The 21,701-nt window shown below is 54.4% G+C and carries 18 protein-coding genes; 5 read left to right on the forward strand and 13 right to left on the reverse strand.

What is annotated here, in order from left to right; translation table 11 throughout:
• Positions 1-79 precede the first annotated feature (79 nt).
• From narI to AC07UY_RS17230, 5 genes are all read right to left on the reverse strand, one after another.
• Positions 80-757 carry a respiratory nitrate reductase subunit gamma gene (narI, locus tag AC07UY_RS17210; protein ID WP_494660516.1) on the reverse strand — a complete coding sequence of 226 codons (678 nt, stop codon included), beginning with the start codon at positions 755-757 and terminating at the stop codon, positions 80-82.
• Entirely contained in the window at positions 757-1,467 is a 711-nt protein-coding gene (narJ, locus tag AC07UY_RS17215) for a nitrate reductase molybdenum cofactor assembly chaperone (protein ID WP_494701636.1), read from the reverse strand. Before narJ ends, narI begins: the two co-directional genes overlap by 1 nt.
• On the reverse strand, positions 1,464-2,999 hold the full coding sequence (gene narH, locus AC07UY_RS17220; protein WP_494701637.1) for a nitrate reductase subunit beta: 1,536 nt from the start codon (positions 2,997-2,999) through the stop codon (positions 1,464-1,466). Before narH ends, narJ begins: the two co-directional genes overlap by 4 nt.
• A complete protein-coding gene (locus AC07UY_RS17225) occupies positions 2,996-6,739 on the reverse strand; it encodes a nitrate reductase subunit alpha (protein ID WP_494701638.1) in 3,744 nt (1,247 codons plus the stop codon). Before AC07UY_RS17225 ends, narH begins: the two co-directional genes overlap by 4 nt.
• 391 nt (positions 6,740-7,130) lie before the next feature.
• A complete protein-coding gene (locus tag AC07UY_RS17230; RefSeq protein WP_276294888.1) occupies positions 7,131-8,522 on the reverse strand; it encodes a NarK family nitrate/nitrite MFS transporter in 1,392 nt (463 codons plus the stop codon).
• Between the two features lie 353 nt (positions 8,523-8,875).
• On the opposite strand from AC07UY_RS17230, the gene narX reads away from it, so the two are divergent.
• Both narX and narL read left to right on the forward strand, forming a co-directional pair.
• The gene (gene narX / locus AC07UY_RS17235) at positions 8,876-10,672 is read left to right on the forward strand and encodes a nitrate/nitrite two-component system sensor histidine kinase NarX (protein WP_494701639.1); all 1,797 of its coding nucleotides are present in this window, start codon (positions 8,876-8,878) and stop codon (positions 10,670-10,672) included.
• A complete protein-coding gene (gene narL, locus AC07UY_RS17240) occupies positions 10,665-11,315 on the forward strand; it encodes a two-component system response regulator NarL (protein ID WP_079804583.1) in 651 nt (216 codons plus the stop codon). Before narX ends, narL begins: the two co-directional genes overlap by 8 nt.
• On the opposite strand, the gene AC07UY_RS17245 is transcribed toward narL, so the two are convergent.
• Positions 11,316-12,722: a YchO/YchP family invasin gene (locus tag AC07UY_RS17245; protein ID WP_494701640.1), complete on the reverse strand. Its 1,407-nt coding sequence runs from the start codon at positions 12,720-12,722 to the stop codon at positions 11,316-11,318.
• 213 nt (positions 12,723-12,935) lie between these two features.
• On the opposite strand from AC07UY_RS17245, the gene AC07UY_RS17250 reads away from it, so the two are divergent.
• Both AC07UY_RS17250 and AC07UY_RS17255 read left to right on the forward strand, forming a co-directional pair.
• Entirely contained in the window at positions 12,936-13,289 is a 354-nt protein-coding gene (locus AC07UY_RS17250; RefSeq protein WP_162382828.1) for a DsrE/DsrF/TusD sulfur relay family protein, read from the forward strand.
• Between the two features lie 324 nt (positions 13,290-13,613).
• Positions 13,614-13,859, forward strand: coding sequence for a DUF1883 domain-containing protein (locus AC07UY_RS17255; RefSeq protein ID WP_276294884.1), 246 nt, complete (start codon positions 13,614-13,616; stop codon positions 13,857-13,859).
• 30 nt (positions 13,860-13,889) lie between these two features.
• Here the strand turns inward: AC07UY_RS17255 and AC07UY_RS17260 are convergent, their stop codons facing one another.
• The gene (locus AC07UY_RS17260) at positions 13,890-14,585 is read right to left on the reverse strand and encodes a gamma-glutamylcyclotransferase (RefSeq protein ID WP_494701641.1); all 696 of its coding nucleotides are present in this window, start codon (positions 14,583-14,585) and stop codon (positions 13,890-13,892) included.
• 531 nt (positions 14,586-15,116) lie between these two features.
• Here AC07UY_RS17260 and chaA point away from each other — a divergent pair.
• A complete protein-coding gene (chaA, locus tag AC07UY_RS17265; protein WP_494701642.1) occupies positions 15,117-16,217 on the forward strand; it encodes a sodium-potassium/proton antiporter ChaA in 1,101 nt (366 codons plus the stop codon).
• Positions 16,218-16,306: 89 nt separating this feature from the next.
• On the opposite strand, the gene kdsA is transcribed toward chaA, so the two are convergent.
• The 6 genes from kdsA to hemA are packed head-to-tail and all read right to left on the reverse strand — an operon-like array spanning position 16,307 to position 21,612.
• A complete protein-coding gene (kdsA, locus tag AC07UY_RS17270; protein ID WP_003020772.1) occupies positions 16,307-17,161 on the reverse strand; it encodes a 3-deoxy-8-phosphooctulonate synthase in 855 nt (284 codons plus the stop codon).
• 36 nt (positions 17,162-17,197) lie between these two features.
• Positions 17,198-18,007, reverse strand: coding sequence for an invasion regulator SirB1 (gene sirB1 / locus AC07UY_RS17275; RefSeq protein WP_494701643.1), 810 nt, complete (start codon positions 18,005-18,007; stop codon positions 17,198-17,200).
• 3 nt (positions 18,008-18,010) lie between these two features.
• Positions 18,011-18,403 (reverse strand): invasion regulator SirB2, encoded by a 393-nt coding sequence (gene sirB2, locus AC07UY_RS17280; protein ID WP_494701644.1) that lies wholly within the window; start codon positions 18,401-18,403, stop codon positions 18,011-18,013.
• Positions 18,400-19,233 (reverse strand): peptide chain release factor N(5)-glutamine methyltransferase, encoded by an 834-nt coding sequence (gene prmC, locus AC07UY_RS17285; RefSeq protein WP_494660506.1) that lies wholly within the window; start codon positions 19,231-19,233, stop codon positions 18,400-18,402. The genes sirB2 and prmC overlap by 4 nt, the downstream gene beginning before the upstream one ends.
• On the reverse strand, positions 19,233-20,315 hold the full coding sequence (prfA, locus tag AC07UY_RS17290; protein WP_276294878.1) for a peptide chain release factor 1: 1,083 nt from the start codon (positions 20,313-20,315) through the stop codon (positions 19,233-19,235). Before prfA ends, prmC begins: the two co-directional genes overlap by 1 nt.
• A 40-nt stretch (positions 20,316-20,355) precedes the next feature.
• Positions 20,356-21,612 (reverse strand): glutamyl-tRNA reductase, encoded by a 1,257-nt coding sequence (gene hemA, locus AC07UY_RS17295; protein ID WP_203360984.1) that lies wholly within the window; start codon positions 21,610-21,612, stop codon positions 20,356-20,358.
• Positions 21,613-21,701 lie beyond the last annotated feature (89 nt).

Below are 21,701 nucleotides of genomic sequence, written 5' to 3' on the forward strand. Positions count from 1 at the left end.
CGCCATCCGACAATTCAGGTAGCACCACCCCATAAAAAAACCCCGCCGAAGCAGGGTTTAGCCTTACACCATTCACCGATTAGCGGCGTGCGCGCACGACCTGATACTTGCGCGTCAGATACTCAACTGGCGCACTCCAGATGTGTACCAAACGTGAGAACGGGAACAGCAGGAACAGCGTCATCCCCAGCACCAGGTGCAGACGGAAAATAAACGCCACGCCCTCCAGATGCGCGGACGCCCCGCCGTGGAAGGTCACTACAGACTGCGCCCAGCCGACCAGTTTCATCATCTCGCTCCCGTCCATATGCTGAGCAGAGAACGGAATGGTCAACAGGCCCAATGCACACTGAATCACCAGCAGAGAAAGGATCAGGATATCGGCACCGGTGGTGGTCGCACGCACGCGTGGGCTGAACAGACGGCGCTTGAGCAACAGCACGCCGCCGACGAGGCACATCAGGCCCGCCGCACCGCCGCCAATCATCGCCATCTTCTGTTTCACTTCAATGGGCAGCCAGGCTTCATACATCCAGTGCGGCGTCAGCATGCCGAGGAAGTGACCGGCAAAAATGCCCAGGATCCCGAAGTGGAACAGGTTGGAGGCCATGTTCATGCCTTTGCGATCCAGCATCTGGCTGGACGCTGCACGCCAGGTGTACTGACCGTAGTCATACCGCAACCAACTGCCAACCAGGAACACCGACCCTGCAATGTACGGATAGATGTCAAAGAAGAACATATTAAGGAAGTGCATTAGTGCTGTCCTCCAGTGGTGATATTCAGATATTGCGGCGCAACGGCACCGGCAAAACGACGCTGGTGAGCGGAGATTTCAGATTCGCCGCAGCCCTTATCGGCAAAGAATTTCACCTGTTCTTCTTCCCAGACCGCATCCAGCGCCTGCGGTGTATCGTCGCGAACTTCATCAGCAATTTTTTCAGCCACTTTGTCGCTGTCGATAGCCGTATTTGCCAGTTTCAGCAGCAGATCGAACAGCACCGCATAACGGCTTTCACGCTGTTGCAGGCGTGCGCCCAGTAGCGCCAGAATCGGCGCGATATCCTGCAACCCGCCCAGCGCTTCGTGTTTCGGCAGCTGTGCCAGATACTCCAGATACAGCGGCAGATGGTCCGGCAACTCGCGACTGTCGAGTACCAGGCCGTGCTGCTCGTACTGATTCAGCAGATCAACCATCGCCTGGCCACGATCGCGAGATTCCCCATGCACATGTTCAAACAGCAACAGAGACGTGGCACGACCACGGTCGAACAGCTCACTGTAGTTTGCCTGGACATCCAGGATGTCCTGTGCGGTGACGTCTCGCAGGAAGACGCCGAGGGCCTGGGCATCTTCTTTATCCAGGTTTTCAGATGACGCGAGTGCATCGAAAAGTTCCTGCTGATGCTGCCAGAGGGCAGCATCCGGGTACTCGAGCAGACGCGAAACAATGACGAGTTCAATCATGAGTGCGGCTCCGTTTTGCGGGTCACATCGACAGCATCGATGCGGCGGCTGTTGAACAAGTTGAGTTTGGTGTCGGAACCGTGGCAACCGTCACCGAAGGTAAAGCCACAACCGCTTTTCTCCGGGAACGCATCACGCGCCAGCTCACGATGGCTGCTCGGCACTACAAAACGATCTTCGTAGTTGGCAATCGCCAGGTAACGGTACATCTCCTGGGCTTGCGCTTCGCTTAAGCCCACCTCTTCCAGCGCACGGGTATCCACTTTGCCGTCAACGGTTTCCGCACGTTTATAGTGACGCATCGCCAGCATCCGTTTCAGCGCCAACAGCACCGGCTGGGTATCGCCTGCGGTCAGCAGATTCGCCAGGTACTGAACCGGAATACGCAGACTGTCCACGTCCGGCAGAATACCGTTACTGCCCAGTTCCCCGGCATCCGCCGCAGACTGAATCGGTGACAGCGGCGGCACGTACCAGACCATCGGCAGCGTGCGGTATTCCGGATGCAGCGGCAGCGCCAGCTTCCAGTCCATCGCCATTTTGTAGACCGGTGACTGCTGCGCCGCGTCAATTACGCTCAGCGGAATACCGTCTTTCAGCGCCTGTTCAATGACCGCCGGATCGTTCGGGTCGAGGAACACATCCAGTTGACGCTGATACAGATCTTTTTCGTTCTCGGTGCTGGCGGCGCTTTCGATGGCATCGGCGTCATACAGCAGTACGCCGAGGTAGCGGATACGGCCGACGCAGGTTTCCGAGCACACGGTCGGCTGACCGGCCTCGATACGCGGATAGCAGAAAATGCACTTCTCGGACTTACCGCTCTTCCAGTTGAAGTAGATCTTCTTGTACGGGCAACCGGTGATGCACATACGCCAGCCGCGGCATTTGTCCTGATCGATCAACACAATGCCATCTTCTTCACGCTTATAAATAGCGCCGCTCGGACAGGTCGCCACACACGCCGGGTTAAGGCAGTGCTCACACAGACGCGGCAGGTACATCATGAAGGTGTTTTCGAACTGGCCGTACATCGCCTTCTGCATGTTTTCGAAGTTCTGGTCTTTGGCGCGTTTTTCAAACTCGCCCCCCAGAATCTCTTCCCAGTTAGGCCCACTGGTGATTTTGTCCATCCGCTTACCGGTAATCAGTGAGCGTGGACGCGCGATCGGCTGGTGTTTGCTTTCCGGCGCGGTATGCAGGTTCTGATAGTCGTAGTCAAACGGCTCGTAGTAATCATCGATGCCCGGCAGATGCGGGTTCGCAAAGATTTTACCGAGCAACATCGCACGGTTACCCATGCGCGGCTGCAACTTGCCGTTGATTTTACGGATCCAGCCGCCCTTCCATTTGTCCTGGTTTTCCCAGTCATTCGGGAAGCCGACACCGGGTTTGCTTTCCACGTTGTTAAACCAGGCGTACTCCATGCCCTCACGGCTGGTCCAGACGTTTTTACAGGTGACTGAACAGGTGTGGCAGCCGATGCACTTATCGAGATTCAGCACCATGCCGACTTGTGAACGAATTTTCATTTTACGCTCTCCTGTACCTGGTCATTGCCTTCGCCATCCAACCAGTTAATGTTCTTCATCTTACGGACCACCACAAATTCATCGCGGTTTGAGCCGACAGTACCGTAGTAGTTAAAGCCGTAGGCCAGTTGCGCATAGCCGCCAATCATGTGGGTTGGCTTCGGCGTAATACGGGTGACCGAGTTATGGATCCCGCCGCGCTGTTGGGTAATTTCTGAACCCGGCAGGTTCACGATGCGTTCCTGCGCGTGGTACATCATGGTCATCCCGGCCGGTACGCGCTGACTTACCACCGCACGCGCGGTCAATGCACCATTGCTATTGAAGACTTCGATCCAGTCGTTGTCTTCAATGCCCAGATCTTTGGCATCAGCTTCGCTCATCCACACAATCGGACCACCACGCGAGAGCGTCAGCATCAGCAGGTTGTCGCTGTAGGTGGAGTGGATCCCCCACTTCTGGTGCGGCGTCAGGAAGTTAAGCGCTTTCTCCGGGTTGCCATTGGATTTCTCGCCCATCACGGCTTTCACCGAACGGGTGTCGATTGGCGGACGGTAGACCAGCAGGCTTTCACCGAAGTCACGCATCCACTGGTGATCCTGATACAGCTGCTGGCGGCCAGACAGCGTACGCCACGGGATCAGCTCATGAACGTTGGTGTAGCCAGCGTTATAAGAGACGTGTTCGTCTTCCAGACCAGACCATGTCGGGCTGGAGATGATCTTACGCGGCTGGGCCTGAATATCGCGGAAGCGGATTTTTTCCTCTTCTTTATTGGTCGCCAGGTGCGTGTGGTCGCGACCGGTAAACTCGCTGAGCGCAGCCCAGGCTTTCACGGCCACATGACCGTTGGTTTCCGGTGCCAGGGTCAGGATCATCTCTGCCGCATCAATCGCCGTGTTGAGCATCGGCTGGCCTTTCGCCGGGCCGTCTACCTTGGTGTAATTGAGCTTACGCAACAGATCCATTTCGCTCTGGGTGTTCCAGGCAATCCCTTTACCGCCGTTACCGATTTTCTCCATCAGCGGGCCGATAGAGGTGAAACGTTCGTAGGTGGCTGGATAGTCACGTTCAACGGTCATGATGTGCGGCGCGGTTTTACCTGGGATCAGGTCACATTCGCCTTTTTTCCAGTCCTTCACATCCAGCGGCTGCGCCAGTTCGGCGGCGGAGTCGTGCTGAATGGGCAGCGTCACCACGTCGGTTTCTTTACCCAGATGGCCTACGCAGACTTCCGAGAACTTCTTCGCGATGGCTTTGTAGATGTCCCAGTCGCTTTTCGATTCCCAGGCCGGGTCAACGGCGGCGGAGAGCGGATGAATAAACGGATGCATATCCGAGGTATTCATGTCGTCTTTTTCATACCAGGTGGCGGTCGGCAGCACGATGTCGGAATAGAGACAGGTGCTCGACAGACGGAAGTCCAGCGTCACCACCAAATCCAGTTTGCCGTCGAGACCGTTATCCTGCCATTCCACCTCTTCGGGTTTTACGCCACCCTGCTGACCGAGATCTTTCCCCTGAATACCGTGCTCGGTACCCAACAGATACTTGAGCATGTACTCGTGGCCCTTACCGGAAGACCCGAGCAGGTTAGAGCGCCAGATGAACAGGTTACGCGGATGGTTTTTGCCGTTTTCCGGCTGTTCGGCGGCAAAACGAATCGAACCTTCTTTCAGGGATTTAACGGTGTAATCCACCGGCGTCATCCCGGCTTTCTTTGCTTCTTCAGCAATAGTCAGCGGGTTGGTACCAAGCTGCGGCGCAGAAGGCAGCCAGCCCATGCGCTCAGCACGCACGTTAAAGTCGATCAGATGACCGCTGTAGCGGGATTTATCCGCCATCGGCGACAGCAGCTCCTGCGCGGTGACCGTCTCATAGCGCCACTGGCTGGAGTGGTTATAGAAGTAAGACGTACTGTTCATGTGACGCGCCGGACGCTGCCAGTCGAGAGCAAATGCCAGCGGCTGCCAACCGGTCTGCGGACGCAGTTTTTCCTGACCGACATAGTGCGCCCAACCGCCACCGCTCTGTCCGATACAGCCACAGAACACCAGCATGTTAATCAGCCCGCGATAGTTCATATCGAGGTGATACCAGTGGTTCAGACCGGCACCGACGATAATCATCGAACGGCCGTGCGTTTTGTCTGCGTTGTCGGCGAACTCACGGGCGATACGGGTGATCTGCGCACGCGGTACGCCGGTGATTTGTTCTGCCCACGCGGGGGTGTACGCTTTGATATCGTCGTAGCTGGTCGCGCAGTTTTCGTCGTTCAGGCCGCGTTCCAGACCGTAGTTGGCCATGGTCAGGTCATAAACGGTGGTGACCAGCGCAGAGGTGCCGTCCGCCAGTTGCAGGCGTTTTACCGGCAGTTTGTGCAGCAGAACATTTTCCAGTTCCACTTTATTGAAGTGCTCGGTACCCTCGCCGCCAAAGTACGGGAAGCCGACGTCGGCGATCTCGTCCTGGCTACCCAACAGGCTGAGCTGCAGTTCCGTTTCCTGGCCCGTCGTCCCGTCGCGTTGTTCGAGGTTCCATTTGCCTTTTTCGCCCCAGCGGAAACCGATAGAGCCGTTCGGTGCCACCATGTCGCCATTGTTATTGATGGCGACGGTTTTCCATTCCGGGTTATTTTCCTGACCGAGCGAATCCACCAGATCGGCGGCACGCAGCATACGACCCGCCGCGTAATAACCGTCACGCTGTTCCAGCATCACCAGCATTGGCATATCGGTGTAGCGACGGACGTAATCCGTGAAGTACTGGCTGGGGTTGTCGAGATGGAATTCGCGCAGCATCACGTGGCCCATTGCCAGCGCCATTGCCGCATCGGTCCCCTGCTTCGGTGCCAGCCACAGATCGCACAGTTTGGCGATTTCGGCGTAATCCGGCGTTACCGCAACGGTTTTCGTCCCTTTGTAACGAACTTCGGTGAAGAAGTGGGCGTCCGGGGTACGGGTCTGAGGAACGTTAGAACCCCAGGCGATGATATAGCTGGAGTTGTACCAGTCCGCCGATTCCGGTACGTCGGTCTGTTCGCCCCAGGTCTGCGGAGAGGCGGGCGGCAGATCGCAGTACCAGTCGTAGAAACTCAGGCAGGTACCACCAATCAGAGAGAGGTAACGTGCGCCAGACGCGTAAGAGACCATCGACATCGCCGGGATGGGCGAGAAGCCTGCCACGCGATCCGGACCGTAGGTTTTCACGGTATAGACGTTGGATGCCGCAATCAGCTCATTCACTTCCTGCCAGGAGGAGCGAACAAATCCACCGCGACCACGCGCTTGTTTGAAACTTTTGGCTTTATCGGCGTCTTCAATGATAGATGCCCATGCGTCAACCGGATCGCTGTGCAGTTTTTTCGCTTCACGCCACATCTTCATCAGGCGTTTACGCATCAGCGGATATTTAAGGCGGTTAGCGCTGTAGAGATACCAGGAGTAGCTCGCGCCGCGAGGACAGCCGCGCGGTTCGTGGTTTGGCATATCGGGACGGGTGCGCGGGTAGTCGGTTTGCTGGGTTTCCCAGGTCACCAGACCGTTTTTCACATAAATTTTCCAGCTGCATGAGCCGGTGCAGTTTACCCCGTGGGTTGAACGCACTACTTTGTCGTGCTGCCAACGTTGGCGGTATCCATCCTCCCAGTCCCGGTTGGTTTCGAGAAGCTGGCCGTGCCCATCGGCAAAGGTTTCGCCCTTCTGTTTGAAGTAGCGAAACCGGTCCAGGAATTTACTCATCGGTTCTCTCCTGTGGGAGCCTGACGGCTCTCTGATAAATCGACATTGCTTGATTAACAGCGAAGGTAACGCTCTGAAAGGGCGTCAGAATTGATAACGATCAAGGCGGGCGGGGTTGAAAATCAGAGTGAAATCAATGACTACCCCCAAAGTGGGATAACAACAATCAGATTAAATAATTGAAATTAAAGATAATTATTGAACACCAAAGATTATTGCAGGCAAGTTTCTTTACAGGTGGGTATTAAGGGGTATGCCCCTGCCACGCACAACGTATGATCATGCCGCTTCTCTGCTCCCATTGTTCAAACACATAAGTATGTTGTAACTAATTAAGGGCAAAAAAAAGCGCGGTCTAACGCCGCGCAAAGGATAATCAACTGCGAGTTTTTTATTTTTTAGAATGACGTCCGTATACCACCCAGGTGATGACCACGCAGGCGATATAGAAGATGAGGAACACTTTCATCGCACCGACGGGTGTGCCGGTTAGCGCCAGCGAAGTGCCAAATGCTTTCGGGATAAAGAAGCCGCCAATGGCGCCAATCGCCGAGATAAAGCCGAGCGCTGCCGCAGTATCGGTCGCCGCTTCACGCATCGCTTTCTCTTCCGTTCCCCCTTCGGCTTTGACACGATCCATCGTCAGCTTACGGAAAATAACGGAGATCATCTGGAAAGTTGACCCACTCCCGAGCCCGGCCGTCATGAACAACGCCAGGAACACAACGAAGAAGGCGATAAAACTGCCCCCGGTGCCGTTCGTCGGCAGGGTCAGGAACAGCAGCGCGCTAAAGAGGGCCATCAGGACAAAGTTAACCAGCGTCACGCGAGTCCCGCCTAAACGATCGGAAATAGCGCCCCCAGCGGAACGCGCCAGCGCGCCAATAAACGGACCGAAGAAGGCATAATGCAGGATCTGCACGTCCGGGAATTGCGTTTTCGACAGCATGGCAAACCCGGCCGAAAAGCCGATAAAGGAACCAAAAGTCGCCAGATACAGCAGGCTCATAATCCACAGATGACCCCGTTTGAGTACCGGCAACTGCGCCTTGAGAGAGGCTTTTGAGGTCGCCAGTTCATTCATGCCGAACCAGGCAGCAAGGGTGAAAATGGCGAGGAACGGCACCCAAATCCACGCGGCATTCGCCAGATACAGCTGAGAGCCGTCCGGCTGTTCCACGCCGTGGCTGCCAAACACGGCAAAGATAGACAAGGAAACCACCAGCGGTGCAACCAGTTGCATCACACTGACGCCCATATTACCCAGCCCGCCGTTCAAACCCAGCGCGCCACCCTGCTTTTGCTTCGGAAAAAAGAAGCTGATGTTGGCCATACTGGAGGCGAAGTTTGCCCCGGCAAAACCGCACAGCAGCGAAATCACAATGAACGTACTGAACGGCGTGGAGGTATCCTGTACCGCAAAACCTAACCACACACACGGGATAATTAGGATCCCGGTGCTGAACGCCGTCCAGCGGCGACCGCCAAACAACGGCACCATAAAGGAGTATGGCACGCGTAATAACGCACCCGAAACGGAGGGTAATGCCGTTAGCATAAAGAGCTGATCGGTGGTGAAGTTAAAGCCCACCTTCGGCAAATTTACCGCAACAGCACTGAACAACATCCATACACAAAACGCCAATAGCAAGCAGGGAACGGAAATCCACAGGTTTCGACTGGCGATCCCCTGACCACGCTGTTCCCAGAATGCCGGATCTTCCGGTCGCCATTCGGTAATGACTGCGCCTGATGCCCCTTCCGGGGCGGATGAGTGACTCATAGACACCTCTGATATTCGATTCGATGTCTGCCACATTAGGGTTTACAGCCGGAGGTAAGTTGATATAAATCAAAGGAAAATGCGTCATTATTGCCACCGAAAAATCATCATCACCCTAAGTGAGTAGGCTTTTTCGACAAAAAAGATGTGGTTTTTCACGGCCCTGTCTGCCCCTCGTCCTCCCCTGCCGATCACTCCCCCACCCACGGCAATTAAGAGGTAACCCGTTGTGGGTATGGGTATACTCCAGGGGATAGCCGAGAATAACGCCACAGCCGTGGTATCCCGGCAACATCATCATTCATTAAGGCTTTCCACAGACAGGAAGCGAAGGCCCGAAGGACGCAGTCACCATGTTTAAACGTTGTCTCTCCCCGCTCACGCTGGTTAACCAGGTAGCGCTCATCGTCATGCTCTCCACCGCCATTGGCCTCGCCGGTATGGCGGTCTCTGGCTGGCTGGTTCAGGGGGTACAAGGCAGTGCTCACGCCATCAACAAAGCCGGTTCGCTACGTATGCAGAGTTATCGCCTGCTGGCGGCGGTGCCGCTGGATGCCAGCGATCAAAAATGGCTCGATGAGATGGACAAAACGGCATTCAGCCCGGAGCTAACCCGTGCGGCAGAACGCGACGGACAACATGAACAGCTTAAAGCGCTACAGAATTACTGGCGCGACGAGCTGTCGCCAGGATTACAAAAAGCGCAGAGCGCGCATGCCGTCGCGGAGGATGTCAGCCGCTTCGTAGCCGGGCTGGATCAGCTGGTGACGGCCTTCGACCATACCACGGAAATGCGTATTGAGCGCGTGGTCATGGTGCACCGGGTGATGGCGGTGTTTATGGCGCTGCTGCTGGTCTTCACGATTCTCTGGCTGCGCGCCCGTCTGCTTCAACCGTGGAAACAGTTACTGTCGATGGCCCGCGCCGTCAGTCAGCGCGATTTTACCCAGCGCGCCCACATTAGCGGTCGCAATGAGATGGCCGCGCTGGGAACCGCCCTCAACAATATGTCGGAAGAGCTGGCCGAAAGTTATGCGGTGCTGGAGCAGAGAGTCCAGGAGAAAACAGCCGGTCTGGAGCATAAAAACCAGATCCTCTCCTTCCTGTGGCAGGCTAACCGTCGTCTGCATTCACAGGCGCCACTGTGTGAGCGGCTGTCGCCAGTCCTCAATGGTTTGCAAAATTTAACGCTGCTGCACGATATTGAGCTGCGCGTTTATGACTTCGAAGATGAAGACAATCATCAGGAATTCACCTGTCAGTCTGACATCAGTTGTGACGATAAGGGCTGTCATCTCTGCCCTCGCGACGTCCTTCCGGGCATTGAAGGGGGAACGCCCCTGAAATGGCGACTGACCGACGCCCATACCCAGTACGGAATTCTGCTGGCCACGTTGCCGCAGGGTCGCCATCTGAGTCACGATCAACAGCAACTGGTCGATACGCTGGTCGAGCAACTCACCGCCACGCTGGCGCTGGACAGGCACCAGGAGCGCCAGCAGCAATTGATTGTCATGGAAGAGCGTGCCACCATTGCCCGCGAATTGCATGATTCGATTGCACAATCGCTCTCCTGCATGAAAATGCAGGTCAGTTGTCTGCAGATGCAGGGGGAAACATTGCCAGAGAGCAGCCGGGAGCTGCTCAGTCAGATCCGCAATGAGCTGAATGCCTCGTGGGCACAGTTACGTGAGCTGTTAACCACCTTCCGTTTACAACTGACAGAAGCCGGGCTTCGGCCTGCACTGGAGTCCAGTTGCCAGGAATACAGCGCCCGGTTTGGTTTTACGGTCAAGCTTGATTATCAATTGCCGCCCCGACTGGTGCCTTCACATCAGGCCATTCACCTGTTGCAAATTGCCCGCGAAGCGCTCAGTAACGCCCTCAAACATTCACAGGCGGACGAGGTGATGGTGACGGTGGAGCAAAATGGCAATCAGGTTAAACTGACCGTCCGGGATAACGGCTGCGGCGTACCGGAAAATGCAGAACGCAGTAATCACTATGGCATGATTATTATGCGCGATCGCGCCCAAAGTTTGCGCGGCGATTGTCGTGTACGCCGCCGTGAGACTGGCGGTACAGAAGTTTCTGTCATCTTTATTCCCGAAACACACTTCAAAGAAGTTCAAGGAGATACCCATGAATAATCAGGAACCTGCAACCATTCTGTTGATCGACGATCATCCGATGCTGCGTACCGGTGTAAAGCAGCTTGTCAGTATGGCGCCCGATATTAGCGTGGTGGGCGAAGCCAGCAACGGCGAACAGGGTATCGAACTGGCGGAATCACTCGATCCCGATCTGATCCTGCTTGACCTGAATATGCCGGGGATGAACGGGCTGGAGACGCTCGACAAACTGCGTGAAAAAGCGCTTTCCGGGCGGATCGTGGTGTTTAGCGTTTCCAACCATGAAGAAGATGTCGTGACGGCGCTGAAACGCGGTGCGGACGGTTATCTGCTGAAAGACATGGAGCCGGAAGATCTGTTAAAAGCCCTGCAACAAGCGGCGGCAGGCGAAATGGTGCTAAGCGAAGCCCTGACCCCCGTGCTGGCGGCCAGCCTGCGCGCCAATCGCGCAACGTCCGATCGTGACGTGACCCAACTGACGCCACGTGAACGCGATATTCTTAAACTTATCGCCCAGGGTTTGCCAAACAAGATGATTGCCCGTCGCCTCGACATTACCGAAAGTACGGTAAAAGTGCATGTGAAGCATATGCTGAAGAAGATGAAGCTGAAATCTCGCGTTGAAGCCGCCGTATGGGTGCATCAGGAACGTATTTTCTGATTACTCCTCCGGGAGCAGTTGCCAGCGAGGGTCATTCTCCGGCATTGCCATAAACGGCTCGGTCAGTGATAGCGTGACCTCATTGGAAGAGACGCGCTGGCCCTGCTCGTCCTCAATGACCACCGACAACCGCCAGCGGTTTGTCGCTCCATCACGACTGTCCCAGGCAGGCATAATGATGGTCCAACCCTCTGTGCTGTCGGCACTGGCGCCCGCCGTCAGGCTCAGCGCATGCGTGTCTCCCTGCCACGTCACATGCCGAATTCCGTGCAGGCTGCGCACCTGCAGTTTGAGCGGCACCGTTTCGCCCGACTGAAGATCCCAGGGCGGCGTCGCCAGAAACACCGTCAACGTTTTGCGCTGCCGGTACTCCATCGTCGGCAGATTATTACGCTGCGGCGTATCATAACGGCTTCCGCGCAGCGATTTGCTGTCTGCCACTTCGCTGGCCGCCAGCTGTTTTTTGAGCGGTACGCCAAAGCGATAGTTGAGGTTCAGTCCAAAATTATTTTGACTCACTCCGCTTTCGCCCTGTTTATGCTGGGCTGTCACGGTCACCAACGGCACAGGTGTGTAATTTAATCCCAGTTTTACCGCCACCGGATTATGGTAGCCCGTACCGGAATCGAAGAGATCCACACTGTCGCCAAAGTATTGTTCGACGCTAACGCTGGTGTTGAGATACTGATAAAACGGCATGCGCATTTGCGCCGTAATATCGTATCCCGGTGCCATACGCTGTTCGACGGTCGGTGTATCCTCGCGCCAGGAGGCAAAGGGTTGATAGTAGTTGGCAGAAAGCCGCAGATTTTCTCCCCATGCTTCTGCCCCGACGCCGGCACGCTGCAAATTCTCATCCAACAGATTGTCGTAAAACGTGTTATACCCCAGTAACCAGCCGTCATGCGCCCAGCGTTGTCCGATACCGACATTGCTGACCAGCCCCTCATCCTGCTGGGTGAGCCCCAGTTGACTCCAGGTGAGGTAACGCGCGTTATCCTGCCAGGGGATAAACCAGCTGCCACGGCTGCCGTTGAATTTCCCCTCGTTGTCTATTTGCATATCCACACTGGCATTGCCCCACGGCGAAAGCCAGGTTTCCAGCTGATGATTCACCTCTTCGCTGACCACATCGCGTACCTGCCCGAGCGCGAACTGGCGTGCCTGTTCGCCCGTGTCCAGACCGTTATCCGTCATGCTGGCTTCGCCAAACGCTTTGACCACCTCAGCGAAGTGTTTTTCGCCGTCACGGGATTCTGGCGCCATGCCTAAATCAGGCAGGCCATCATGATTGTTGTCAAAGGGGTTTTCCGCCTGCTGGATATACGAAGACTGGGCACTGGCAATACCGCCTGCCAGCAGCAAGAGTAACGGGAGGGGGAGTAAACGAAAAACAATACGGCTCAAATCGTCAGCGGCTTCTTACATCAGTGAATTCAGACGTCACAACGTTAAAAGATACCTGCTCAACGTCCATTTTGCAGCTTTTTCTCACGCTTTCAGGAATATCCTTACGCTTTACCGGGGTGGTAATTCTCCCAGACTTTCATTGGTAATGCTCCGCTTGCGCGGTAACATACCCAAAGGAAGATTAGCTTATCCCGGAGAACAGGAGTCAAAATGCAAAAGATAGTGATCGTCGCCAACGGCGCGGCTTACGGCAGTGAGTCGTTATTCAACAGTTTGCGTCTGGCCATCGCACTGCGCGAACAGACCAGCGACCTGGATCTGCGTCTGTTTCTGATGTCCGATGCGGTGACGGCTGGCCTGCGTGGGCAAAAACCTGCCGAAGGCTACAACATTCAGCAAATGCTGGAAATTCTGACCGCCCAGAATGTACCGGTGAAATTATGTAAGACCTGCACCGACGGTCGCGGGATCACCGCCCTGCCACTCATTGATGGCGTGGAAGTCGGAACGCTTGTCGAACTGGCGCAGTGGACGCTGGCAGCCGATAAAGTGCTCACCTTCTGAGGTTCGTCGCTGGAATGACCTGCCTATTTCAGCGAACTTTTCATTGCCCGAACTTGCCTGCCAGTGGTCGTCGACAGGCAAGCTCGCTGAAAATGTACGGCATTTTCGAATTTAATCTTATACAGACATCTATTCACCAAAAGTTATCACGCCTCTGAAACGTTTCTGAGAAATTTTATCAGTTTTGTTGAATCGTCATGCCATTTTTTGATCAAAATCAGCATCCGCAACTCTCCCCTTTGGTGTTATGCAATGAGCGAAATGTGAACAACATCACGCAGTTCTTCCGCAAGGAAGTCAGTTGATTTCAGGACGGGGTGAAAAATGGCATTAGTGAAAACAAGTTTGAAATTGTTTGGCGGGGATACCGTGGTGGTTCGCTGTTCCGGGCGTTGCCACATCCATTTAATGAGTGACAGCACACACGCCAAAGACACGCAGACCGATATTTTAAGCGTGCAGGATCGTGACAACGCCTGGCTGACCGTACCGTACACCGGTGTATGGAATGTGCTGATCGACGCCCACAGTCAATCGCTGGAGCACTCGATCAGTTATATTGCAGCCTGATAATCTGGCCCCTGATTGCAGGGGCCAGGTTTAGGCAAAACCGGGTCTGAGAACGCCTTCTGATGGCGCATCCCCCAGCAGCGCTTTGACATTCGCCACCAGCTCGTTCAGGCAATCATCCTGCATACCCAACTTAACCAGCGCCTGTTCAAGGGAGAACAGGTATTGCGCGTTGCTGCCTAAGGGGCCGCTGGCGCGGGCAATCAATGGCGCAATGATTTGCGCCCGGGTATCGGATTCAAACAACGGATGACGGGGGTCCATAATAAAGACCAGCGCATTCACCGTCCGGCCATCATCAAGCGCTAACTGACACCATGTCGGCAGATAGCACCCGGTGATCATCTCTCGCTTCCACAAGAGCGTGAGCTCCTGTTCAAGCGTGTCATCAGGTAGCCGGTACGCAACGCCGGTGGTGCGCCCGCCCTCTTTCAGCGCCAGCATGCGGCCAGGCCGACACGCCGTACCGCGCCCCGCCGTCAGACGAAGACAAAATGCCCGATGCCAGCCGACTAAGGTGCCGGTACAGGACTCATCAAACTCTAACGCCGGATTCCAAATCAACGATCCATAACCAAAGATCCACACCGGTCCATCATCTGGTCTACCTGCAAGCGTGGCCGCCAGTGAGGCTGCCCGTTGTTCTGCTGACCAGAGTAGTGATTCTTCAATAGCACCAAATGCCGTCTTACAGTCGGCATTTAATAAAAAATCACGCGTTAACACCTTACACCTCCGCCACTGCATACTTCCCTGTGACACTTTTTTGACGCCTTCCGGGCATTTTTGCTGTTCATTATGAAACCAATAACAGGACAATATGCAATTCACCGGCCGCACGCAAGACAACTGCCCTGCTGCGGCGCACCAATTGCTCATCGTGCGTATCGCAGGAATCACTAACTCTCTGGAAACGATACTATTCGGTTTTTCTCCTCATCTGGCATCGTTACATTTTCGTACTCTTTTCTCACGCCCCTTTCGTCTGCACACAACGTCTTTTCCGGGAGTGAAATGATGTACAGCGCATCGCACATATTAATTTGCTGCGCTTATTTTTTGTTTTATCTAAATACTAATCTGCTGTTATTTAAATACTCTATAAACAAGATAGATGCTTTTATTCACTTTGCCTGCACCAGGCGGCAATGCGGTAAAATTTCGTAAAACCACTCTGGTCAGACTCCGTTTTCTGTTACTTTTCACAATCTTTGTTACATTTATAATTAAAAGCACCTGCACAGATGGAGAATCATAATGACGCATGCGCATGAGGCGGTAAAAACCCGCCACAAGGAGTCTTCGCTTATTTTCCCGGTTGTAGCCCTGGTGGTACTGTTCCTGTGGGGAGGCAGTCAGTCACTACCAGCGGTCATCGGAATTAATATTCTTGCCCTTATTGGTATTTTAAGCAGCGCGTTCAGCGTTGTCCGTCACGCGGATGTATTAGCCCATCGACTCGGCGAACCCTATGGCTCACTGATTTTAAGCCTTTCGGTGGTTATTCTCGAAGTGAGTTTAATTTCTGCCCTGATGGCAACCGGCGATGCTGCGCCAACCCTGATGCGTGACACGCTCTATTCGATCATTATGATCGTGACGGGTGGCCTGGTCGGTTTTTCTTTACTGCTGGGCGGCCGTAAATTTGCCACGCAATATGTGAATTTGTTTGGTATTAAGCAATATCTTATTGCCCTGTTTCCGCTGGCGATTATCGTTCTGGTCTTTCCAATGGCGCTGCCGGGTGCGGATTTCTCCACCGGTCAGGCACTGTTGGTTGCCGCGATTTCCGCAGCAATGTATGGCGTATTTTTACTGATTCAAACCAGAACGCACCAAAACCTTTTTATCTACGAGCATGAAGATGAGGGTGACGACGATGACCCGCATCACGGCAAACCTTCAGCACACAGCAATATGTGGCATGCGATATGGTTGATCGTCCATCTGATTGCCGTGATTGCCGTGACAAAAATGAACGCCAACCCGCTGGAAATGTTATTGACCGAAATGAATGCGCCCGTGGCATTTACCGGTTTCCTGGTGGCGCTGTTGATTCTCTCCCCTGAAGGATTGGGGGCACTGAAAGCGGTATTAAGCAACCAGGTTCAGCGCGCTATGAACCTGTTCTTTGGTTCCGTGCTGGCAACCATTTCCCTGACAGTCCCGGTTGTCACGCTGATTGCATGGGCAACCGGCAACGATCTGGTCTTTGGGTTAGGCGCACCCGAAATGATTGTGATGGTGACATCGTTAGTCCTCTGCCACATTTCATTTTCAACGGGGCGCACCAACGTTTTGAACGGCGCTGCGCATCTGGCACTGTTTGTCGCCTATTTGATGACAATATTTGCCTGACCCACAAATGTAAAAAAACCCGCAGCGCGGGTTTTTTTATGTCGTTACATCGGGCGCTTAAACGCCAGTCGACGTACAAACGAGACAACTTAGTTCTCGGTGTCGAGCTCGTCGAAGCTTTTCACCAGATCGTCAATCGCTTTAATCTGGGTCAGGAATTGCTCCAGTTTAGCCAGCGGCAGCGCAGACGGACCGTCACATTTTGCGTTGGCTGGATCCGGATGCGCTTCAATAAACAGACCCGCCAGACCCACCGCCATACCGGCACGCGCCAGTTCGGTAACCTGAGCACGACGACCGCCAGAGGCTGCGCCAAACGGATCGCGGCACTGCAGTGCGTGGGTGACGTCGAAAATAACCGGAGAGTTACCGGAGACTTTCTTCATCACGCTAAAGCCCAGCATATCGACAACCAGGTTGTCGTAACCAAAGTTAGCGCCGCGGTCGCACAGAATAACCTTGTCGTTGCCGCCTTCGTGGAATTTGTCGACGATGTTACCCATCTGACCCGGGCTTACGAACTGGGGTTTTTTCACGTTGATAACGGCACCGGTTTTCGCCATCGCTTCAACCAGGTCGGTTTGACGCGCGAGGAACGCTGGCAACTGAATCACGTCAACGACATCCGCAACAGGCTGCGCCTGACTGGCTTCATGAACGTCGGTGATCACTTTCACGCCAAACGTCTGCTTCAGTTCCTGGAAGATTTTCATCCCTTCTTCCAGGCCTGGGCCACGGTAAGAGTGAATCGAGGAACGGTTGGCTTTATCAAAAGAGGCCTTGAACACATAAGGAATACCCAGTTTCTGAGTAACAGTCACATAGTGCTCACAAATGCGCATCGCAAGATCGCGGGATTCCAGCACGTTCATACCGCCAAACAGCACGAACGGCAGGTCATTTGCCACGTTGATGTCGCCAATGCTAACCACTTTTTGTTTCATAGGATCGCCTTAGTGATGAGTAAGAATGTCGATAAATTAATGCAGTACAATTTGCTTGTGCGAAATAGTATTAATCTGCGCACGAATCATTTCGCTGATCGGGTCTTCCGGACACTGTTCAACGAAATAGCTTAAATCGGTCAGCGCAACATGTTCACATTCCAGCTGCGCGTAAATCAATCCGCGGTCACGTATCTCATACGGATCTTCTGGATTAAATTGCAGTAACGCTTCACTGGCACGCAATGCCAGCTCCATCTGCCGCTCTTCCATTAATGATGACTTCAGAGTGTCCAACAATTTACGGATTACTTCAGCGTTATCGGCTTCATCTAAATCCTCATTGAACAGTTCCGCCACCGGGCTGATATTGCCCTTCAGCCAGACTTCCAGCGTATGTTCATCAAGCGTTTCACCGTTGAACGGGTTAATCAGCCACATTTCCCCTTCCAGTGATTCAATTCGCAGAATCAGCTGCGTCGGAAAAATCACCGGAACCAGAGGGAGATCCAGGCGGTTAGCCACCCACAGTAAAATAGCCCCCAGCGAGACTGCGCTGCCCTGCCGGTTCTTCAGAACCTGATCGAGCCATAATGCATCAGAAAGACGATAGACGCCCTGGGTATCCGTAAATCCCCATTCGCCATAAAACAGTGCCAGCAGTTTTTCCAGCTGCTCATCCTGAGACAAGAGCTGGCTAATTTCTTCGTGCGCCAGACTGACCAGTTGTTCCAGCTCGTCGTAGACAGATTGCGTCGGGAAATCCAGACGGATCGACTCCGATGCCAGGATCATCCCATCGCACAATGGCGCGTTATTAAATTCGAAATCAGCTAACGACTTCATGACTTACCCCAGTAACGGTATTTTTGTGGTGGCGAGTTTAATGATGATGTACAGCACCACCAGCGCCAGCGGGAAAGCGATCACACGCACCTGCTGGCTGCGCGCCTGACGGTAATCAAGCGCAATAAAACCCAAAACGATGTAAATGATAACTCCAAACAACTTCTCAGTCAGCCATGTACCTTGTTCGGTGAATGGCAGGACGTGCGTTTTAAGGATTAACGCCACGCCGCTCAGCAGCAATATGGTATCAATGACTGGCGGCACAATCCGTGTCCAGCGGGCCATTGCCCGCGGATTACCGCTGTAACGCCACCAGTAACGTAGCGTCAGCAGACTGACTGAAAGCGCAATACTGATGAGATGAACACCAAGAAGCAGGTTAAACGTCGTCATAACGCGATACGCCCAAGCGTGATACGCTCGTTATCGCCATAATCACGGCAGGTCTCAATCTGCGTGTACCCCGCCTGACTGAACGCGTCTCTGACCAGCGCCCCCTGCTGCCAGCCGTGCTCCAGCAGCAGAAAGCCGCCGGGGGTCAGCGCATGACGCGCCTGCGCAATTATGTGCGCAATATCCGCCATCCCTTGATCACCAGCAACCAGCGCCGACAGCGGTTCGAATCGTACATCGCCCTCAGAAAGATGCGGGTCCTGCGCGTCGATATACGGCGGATTGCTGACAATCATCTCAAACGACTGCCCCTGCAATGCGCTGAACCAGTCGCTCTGCAGGATTCGTACATTGGGGATCGCCAGATGCGCTTTATTACGCAATGCCAGCGCGACCGCGTCGGCCATCCGATCGACCGCAACCACATCGCAGTCCGGGCGTTCGCTCGCCAGCGCCAGCGCAATGGCGCCAGTACCGGTTCCCAAATCAAGAATGCGGCATGCGGTGGCAGGCAAACGCGCCAGCGCCTGCTCGACCAGACACTCGGTATCAGGACGCGGGATCAACGTAGCCGGAGAGACAAACAGCGGCAGCGACCAGAATTCACGCACCCCAATCAAATGGGCAATGGGTTCTCCCCGCTGGCGGCGAGCAAGTAACTCAGCCAGTTGATCGCACTGCGCATCGGTTAACGCCGTCTCGCCAAACGCCAGGATAAAGGTACGCGTTTTGCCGGTCACATGCTCCAGAAGGATCTCGGCATCGCGACGCGGGCTTTCGCTCTGCGCTAATTGGCTTATCGCGTCACGCAGCCAGTGCTGGTAATCCATTATTCCTGCTCAGACAACGCTGCCAGTTGGTCGGCCTGGTATTCCTGGACAATCGGCTCAATGAGCATATCCAGTTTACCTTCCATTGTTTCATCCAGACGGTAAAGCGTCAGGTTAATGCGATGATCGGTCACGCGCCCCTGCGGGAAGTTATAGGTGCGGTTACGATCGCTGCGATCGCCGCTGCCCAACAGGTTACGACGCTCAGACGCTTCCGCCTGCTGACGTCTTGCCACTTCGGCTGCGCGAATGCGCGACCCCAGCACCGACATCGCTTTGGCTTTGTTCTTATGCTGTGAACGTTCGTCCTGACACTCGACGACAATGCCGGTCGGCAAGTGGGTAATACGGATTGCCGAATCGGTGGTGTTAACGTGCTGACCACCCGCCCCTGATGAACGGAAGGTATCAATACGCAGGTCGGCCGGATTGATGTCCGGCAGTTCCGCTTCGGGTACTTCCGGCATCACCGCTACGGTACAGGCGGAAGTATGGATACGCCCCTGTGACTCCGTCGCCGGGACGCGCTGCACACGATGGCCGCCGGATTCGAATTTCAGTCTGCCGTAAACGCCGTCGCCGCTCACTTTGGCAATGATCTCTTTATAACCGCCGTGCTCGCCTTCGTTAGCGCTCATGATCTCCACCCGCCAACGGCGAGCTTCGGCATAGCGGCTGTACATACGGAACAGATCGCCGGCAAACAACGCCGCCTCATCACCACCGGTCCCGGCACGCACTTCGAGGAATGCGTTACGTTCGTCGTCCGGATCTTGTGGCAACAGCAGAACCTGCAGCTGTTGCTCCAGTTGTTCACATTTATCTTTTGCTTCGCGCAGTTCATCCTGCGCCATTTCACGCATTTCAGGATCGTCGAGCATCATCTGTGCTGTTTCAATATCGTCCTGAATCTGTTGCCAGTCCGTAAAACAGCGAGAAACATCGCTTAATTGCGCATACTCACGCGACAATGCGCGAAAGCGTTCCTGATCTGCGATGGTTCCCGCATCACCCAACAATGCCTGAACTTCTTCATGGCGTTCATGCAGGGCTTCCAGTTTGGCAACGATAGAAGGCTTCATAGGCGTAAATGCACCCTGTAAAAAATAGATTGGTGTGCTGCTACTCCAGCCCGAGGCTGTCGCGCAGAATATTCAGGCGTTCGTCATCCCCGTCACGGGCGGCCTGCTGAAGAGATTTGGTTGGCGCATGAATCAGGCGGTTGGTCAGTTTCCACGCCAGATCCTGCATAATAGCCTGCGGGTCTCCGCCCTGTTCAAGGGAGGCTAACGCTTTTGCGGTTAATTCATCACGAACATGTTCTGACTGGCTGCGATATTCGCGAATAGTCTCACTGGCGCTTTGAGCGCGCAGCCAGGCCATAAATTCGCTGGTTTCCTGTTCAACAATGGTTTCCGCTTCCACGGCCGCCGCTTTACGCTGCGCCAGGTTGTGGGAAATAATGCTTTGCAGGTCATCCACACTGTAAAGATAAGCGTTCGCCAGCTTCCCAACTTCCGGTTCAACATCGCGCGGAACGGCGATATCGACCAGCAATATCGGTTGGTTGCGGCGATTTTTCAACGCCCGTTCGACCATCCCTTTACCGATTATCGGCAACGGACTGGCCGTCGAACTGATAATAATATCCGCATCCTGCAAACGTTCGTCGATCTCGCTGAGCGAGATAACATCAGCGCCTACTTCATCTGCCAATACCTGCGCACGTTCGCGGGTACGGTTGGCGATGATCATTTTCTTCACTTTGTGTTCGCGCAGATGGCGCGCAACCAGTTCGATGGTCTCCCCCGCCCCGACCAGCAACACGGTCACGGTGGACAGCGATTCAAAGATTTGCCGCGCCAGCGTACAGGCAGCAAATGCCACAGAGACAGCGCTGGCGCCGATTTCGGTTTCCGTACGAACGCGTTTCGCCACAGAAAACGACTTCTGGAACATGCGCTCCAGATCGCTGGCGTTCAGGTGGCCCCGGCTGGAATCAGCAAACGCTTTTTTCACCTGCCCCAGGATTTGCGGCTCGCCCAGCACCAGTGAATCCAGACCGCTGGCAACGCGCATCAGATGGCTTACGGCGTCGTTATCCTGATGCCAGTAGAGGCTGTTGCGCAGGTCTTCTTCGTTCAGGTTATGGTAATTGCATAACCAACGAATCAGCGCTTCTTGCAGGTTTTCTTGTTCTTCAACGCTAAGGTACAGCTCGGTACGGTTACACGTGGACAACACCACTCCGCCTCGCACCATGGGCAGCGCCTGCAGGCTTTCCAGCGCCTGATCGAGCGTATCCGGCGAAAACGTGACACGTTCTCGCAGCGATACAGGTGCTGTTTTATGGTTAATACCAAGCGCTAAAAGGGTCATGTGTGCGGGAATAGTACCAGCGTTGATAAGGTTAGACTGGGTGCATCATACAGGATGCGCGAGGTCAATAAAAGAGAGTCCCCCCTTTT

It is taken from the genome of Citrobacter sp. GW821-FHT02E08 (assembly GCF_059421685.1).

Coding starts and splice junctions, on each gene's coding strand:
- prfA (WP_276294878.1), bottom strand. CDS start 20,315: ATGAAGCCTTCTATCGTTGCCAAACTGGAAGCCCTGCATGAACGCCAT.
- narX (WP_494701639.1), top strand. CDS start 8,876: ATGTTTAAACGTTGTCTCTCCCCGCTCACGCTGGTTAACCAGGTAGCG.
- narH (WP_494701637.1), bottom strand. CDS start 2,999: ATGAAAATTCGTTCACAAGTCGGCATGGTGCTGAATCTCGATAAGTGC.
- AC07UY_RS17250 (WP_162382828.1), top strand. CDS start 12,936: ATGCAAAAGATAGTGATCGTCGCCAACGGCGCGGCTTACGGCAGTGAG.
- prmC (WP_494660506.1), bottom strand. CDS start 19,233: ATGGATTACCAGCACTGGCTGCGTGACGCGATAAGCCAATTAGCGCAG.
- hemA (WP_203360984.1), bottom strand. CDS start 21,612: ATGACCCTTTTAGCGCTTGGTATTAACCATAAAACAGCACCTGTATCG.
- chaA (WP_494701642.1), top strand. CDS start 15,117: ATGACGCATGCGCATGAGGCGGTAAAAACCCGCCACAAGGAGTCTTCG.
- sirB1 (WP_494701643.1), bottom strand. CDS start 18,007: ATGAAGTCGTTAGCTGATTTCGAATTTAATAACGCGCCATTGTGCGAT.
- AC07UY_RS17255 (WP_276294884.1), top strand. CDS start 13,614: ATGGCATTAGTGAAAACAAGTTTGAAATTGTTTGGCGGGGATACCGTG.
- narJ (WP_494701636.1), bottom strand. CDS start 1,467: ATGATTGAACTCGTCATTGTTTCGCGTCTGCTCGAGTACCCGGATGCT.
- AC07UY_RS17230 (WP_276294888.1), bottom strand. CDS start 8,522: ATGAGTCACTCATCCGCCCCGGAAGGGGCATCAGGCGCAGTCATTACC.
- narL (WP_079804583.1), top strand. CDS start 10,665: ATGAATAATCAGGAACCTGCAACCATTCTGTTGATCGACGATCATCCG.
- sirB2 (WP_494701644.1), bottom strand. CDS start 18,403: ATGACGACGTTTAACCTGCTTCTTGGTGTTCATCTCATCAGTATTGCG.
- AC07UY_RS17225 (WP_494701638.1), bottom strand. CDS start 6,739: ATGAGTAAATTCCTGGACCGGTTTCGCTACTTCAAACAGAAGGGCGAA.
- narI (WP_494660516.1), bottom strand. CDS start 757: ATGCACTTCCTTAATATGTTCTTCTTTGACATCTATCCGTACATTGCA.
- kdsA (WP_003020772.1), bottom strand. CDS start 17,161: ATGAAACAAAAAGTGGTTAGCATTGGCGACATCAACGTGGCAAATGAC.